Raw genomic sequence first — 4,091 nt, 5'->3', positions numbered from 1 at the left:
TTGGCGCGCCGGATTCGGTGGCGGCGCTGGAAGCCCTGTTCGAGCAGATGCGCCCGCAACTGCAAGCCACGGACATCATCGACGAGTTCCTGGAACTGATGCTGCGCACTCCGATATTTCCGTTACCGCTGCGTCCGTATCAGCGCATTCTGGTGCGCGCCGCCGTGGATATCCTGCCGGGTTGGGCACAGCAATCGCTACAGCTCCAAACTCGCTGGCGCCTGAAAAACTGGGAGCGACGTCTGATAAGGCTTACCGGTCGCCTGGCGGACCGGCTTGTAATCAAGGCCAGTCCAGCTGTACACGCCTGCCAGCGTCTCGGGCTACCGGAAAATTATCTCTACCGTAGCGCCAGAAATGTTCAGAAATAAGATTCGAAAAATAATCGCCGGTTTGTGCGCCCATGAAGATCACTGCGAAATCGCTCGCCTGATTGTTTGCGATGGATTCCTGTGGGATTTCAACCGCGCACTGGAGCTGGCCCTGTTCAGGACATTTGCCTCGCCTAGTATCAGCGGATTGCTTGCGCGCACCGGCGAATTTACCAGCAACGGGCAAAAGCGCTACGACGATACCTCACTGCTGATGCTGCAGCTGTTGCGCTTTGGCTACGACAGTCCTGAGGGCCGTTCCGCACTGCAGAGGATCAACCGCACCCACGGGTATTTTTCCATCCGCAACGAAGACTACCTGTTCGTACTTTCCACCTTCATGCTGGACCCCATCGACTGGATCCAGCGCTACGGTTGGCGCAGATTGAGCGAAAACGAACAGGTCGCGCTTTACGTTTTTTGGCGTAACGTCGGGCAGCGTATGGCAATACAGAATATTCCCCCATCGCTGAACGCCATGCGCCAGTTCAGTGAACAATATGTGCGTGACCACTTCACGTTCAGTAGCGCCAATCGCTCGGTATCCAATGCAACGCTTGCGGTTGTGGAATCCTGGCTGCCCAAGCCATTTAGATATTTTGTAAGACCTGTATCCGCGGTGCTATTGGACGAAGCAACACGCAAGGCGGTGCAACTTGACGCCCCGGGTCGCATATACAAAACAGCGGTGACACTTATGCTGAGAGTGCGCGCTAATTGGCTGGCACTATTCGGCCGATCCGCGGAACCAGTCTGGCCCGACGGACATCGCACTTACCCTCAGGGCTATGAAATAGCACAGCTGGCGCCGGAACGACTGTTAAAACTCGAGCGCGATAGTGTGAAGCTCAAAACAGTACAAACTACGGATTAGCTGTTTATCTGTATGTTTTCGAGTCCATACTAGGCCAGTGCCAATGGAAGAGCCCGGCTATGCGTATTCTCACCCTGATTCTACTTGCTCTTCTCAGCAGTAAAACACCTGCAGAAGAATGCGCCTGCCCACAGGAAAAGCTGTCCCAGCAACAACCATTTATTCCAGATAATCTTTACGATGAAGTCCCTGAATACAAGCGAGGTGAGCGCGAGCTATATCAGGAGTTCCGTCTTTATCGGGCCTACCTGGACCAGAACAGCACATTGCTGGACAGCTTTTTCAACGGCTGGGCAAACCTCAATCCGCCGATCACCAATCGGCAACTTGACGCGCTGCCGAAAGCCTTCCGCTTCACTTACGAAATATTCAAGGATTTCTATCAACCCGCAAATCTCGGACGCATCGGTAGGCCTGAGTGGGGTAACGATCAGTTCGCCGGTGTAAAATACTATGTCGTGCAGAACAGCATCGACGTTAACGTCTATGAGCAGTTAAAGCAGGATCGATATCCTATTGATCCCGATAACATTATTTTCGAGTCCACTCTCAATAATTTCCGTCCTCAGGTTCAGGGCAACAAACTCGCCCTCATTCTCACCGAGGAATACAAAAACCGGTTATTAATGTTTCTCGGTGGAGAATCCACCCCTGCAGGCCAGGGCAACATCATGGCCCCGGCAATGGCGATTGGTGAAAGCAACAAGCGACTGCAATTCCTCAATCAATATTTGAAAATTTACCACGGCCACTGGGGAGGATGGCGACTGGTCACCGACCCAACCATCAGCCGGATTGATTTCAATGGTGAGCTGACCAAGGCCATTGTCCATTTCGAACTGGTTTACCAGGGGGGAGAGGCTGTGTACGAAAACAAGGACGGGAAATGGATGCTCAAGGAATCGCGGCTAACCTGGATCACCTGAGCCCTCCAGAATTCAAAGGCTTGGTAGCTGGCAGTTTTGCGACTCCGCGGGGCCAGAAATCCAAGGCCGTGGCTATATCGGATGTGCTTAATTGCCGGTCGCCGCAGGCGGACGAAAGCAAGATCTTTGTCGCCAATGCACCGCTGTACAGCGCAGGCCAAGCTGCAAATTCTGGAGTACTGCACCGGTACACAACTACGCATTGTTCCTGGTGAATGTGGCGGACAGGCGGACGCTTGCTCTACTTAGTTTACTGCTTCGGTGATTGACGCTCGAAAAATTCCAACATATCCCTCTCTACAGGCGCCTTAAATTCCAATAGCCAGCTGAGAGATCCGATCATATCGATATGGTCCACGTCATCGTATATGTGGGCTTCCACAGCGCCGCCAGACTTCTCGATTTTATCTCTCAGCCGATTCAGGTTGCGCTGAATCACATCCTTGTCGTCGGCGCCATGTAACAAGAGCATCGGCGGCTCGTCGCCGCGGACAAAGGTCGGCACCTGCATATTCGGATAATTGTTCGGCGGGCCGAAAATGTCTTTCAGATCTTCCGCTTCCGGTACGAAATCATAGGGCCCGGCCAACCCGGCAAAGGCAGTGACGATGGAAAGCGGCTTGCCCTCGGTTTTCAGATACTCGGGATTGGCCGCGACCAAGGCACCCATATGTGCACCGGACGAGTGGCCCGAGATATAGAAGCGCGAGGTGTCGCCGCCATAAAGATGTATGTGGTCGTGTGTCCAAGCGACCGCCTTGGCAGCATCTTCGACAAACACCGGAAATTTCACCGCCGGGTACTTGGAGTAGTCCGGCAGCACCACAATATAGCCAGCGTCGGCAAATGTTTTGGCGACAAATGCGTACTGCTCTTTTTTGCCAAAGCTCCAGCGCCCACCGTAGAAAAACACCAGTACCGGCGCCGGGGCGCTTGTTTCCTCCGGCAAGTAGATGTCCAGCTTTTGCCACGGCTGCGGACCGTAGCTGATATCCCGGTGCACTTCTGGGCGAGCGAATTTCACCGGCAGGTTGGCAAGAAAAAATGCGCCCGAGGAGCAGGCCGACAGCAACACCGTCGAAATACTAGCGATCAATACCAGAGTCAGTCTGCGCAACATCGATTTCCCCCTGTCGGGCAAGGAAGACGTTAAGCATAACAACTTATTCAACGGTCACTGATTTAGCCAGATTCCGCGGCTGATCCACATCCGTACCTTTCAACAGCGCCACGTGATAACTCAGCAACTGCAGCGGTACGGTGTATAGAATCGGCTGCAGGCTCTCCGGTGCATCCGGCACCTCCACCACGGTCACGCCCGACTCACTTTTGAATCCCGCTTGCGGGCTGGCAAATACAAACAGCTCTCCACCGCGGGCGCGCACTTCCTGCAGGTTGGACTTGAGCTTTTCCAGCAGCTCGTCGTTGGGGGCCACGACGATCACCGGCATATCCGAGTCCACCAGCGCCAGCGGGCCGTGTTTCAATTCACCCGCCGGATAGGCTTCCGCATGAATGTAGGAAATTTCCTTCAGCTTGAGCGCACCCTCCAATGCGATCGGGTATTCCACGCCGCGGCCTAAAAACAGCGCGTGATTTTTTTCCGCGAAGGCTTCACTGGTGGCCTGTACCAGCGCGTCGAGACCGGTGAATTTTTCCATCAGCTTCGGCAGCTGGTGCAGGGCGCTCACCAGTTCCGCTTCGCGCTCGCCGCTCATGCCGTTGGCCTTGGCCAACGCGATACAGAAGATTTGTAGTGCCACCAGCTGGGTGGTGAAGGCCTTGGTGGAAGCGACGCCGATTTCGGGGCCGGCTTCTGTCATCAAGTGCAGTTCGGATTCGCGCACCAGGGAGCTGTTGGGCACGTTGCAGATGGTCATGGAGGCGAGATAGCCGAGCTCCTTGGCCTGGCGCAACGCG

Annotated in this window: 5 protein-coding genes; 3 read left to right on the top strand and 2 right to left on the bottom strand. The window is 54.7% G+C overall.

The genetic code is table 11. The annotated features are described in order from the left end of the window. The 3 genes from VIL80_RS11920 to VIL80_RS11910 all read left to right on the top strand — a co-directional run. Nucleotides 1–371 (top strand): oxygenase MpaB family protein (locus VIL80_RS11920; RefSeq protein ID WP_332036330.1); only part of this gene is annotated, 371 nt, incomplete at its 5' end. Further along, nucleotides 358–1,245 (top strand): oxygenase MpaB family protein, encoded by an 888-nt coding sequence (locus VIL80_RS11915; protein ID WP_332036329.1) that lies wholly within the window; start codon nt 358–360, stop codon nt 1,243–1,245. The genes VIL80_RS11920 and VIL80_RS11915, both read left to right, overlap by 14 nt. A 59-nt stretch (nt 1,246–1,304) precedes the next feature. After that, nucleotides 1,305–2,171, top strand: coding sequence for a hypothetical protein (locus VIL80_RS11910; protein ID WP_332036328.1), 867 nt, complete (start codon nt 1,305–1,307; stop codon nt 2,169–2,171). Between the two features lie 250 nt (nt 2,172–2,421). Here VIL80_RS11910 and VIL80_RS11905 read toward each other — a convergent pair whose 3' ends face one another. Continuing rightward, nucleotides 2,422–3,291, bottom strand: a complete 870-nt coding sequence (locus VIL80_RS11905) for an alpha/beta hydrolase (protein WP_332036327.1) — start codon at nt 3,289–3,291, stop codon at nt 2,422–2,424. 43 nt (nt 3,292–3,334) lie between these two features. Next, the coding region (locus VIL80_RS11900; protein WP_332036326.1) for an SIS domain-containing protein at nt 3,335–4,091 on the bottom strand (757 nt) is incomplete at its 5' end.

Origin of the sequence: Microbulbifer sp., assembly GCF_036563125.1 — a bacterium.
Taxonomy (GTDB): domain Bacteria; phylum Pseudomonadota; class Gammaproteobacteria; order Pseudomonadales; family Cellvibrionaceae; genus Microbulbifer.
Note: the sequence above shows the minus strand (reverse complement) of the source record. Positions and strands in the feature narration are given on the sequence as shown.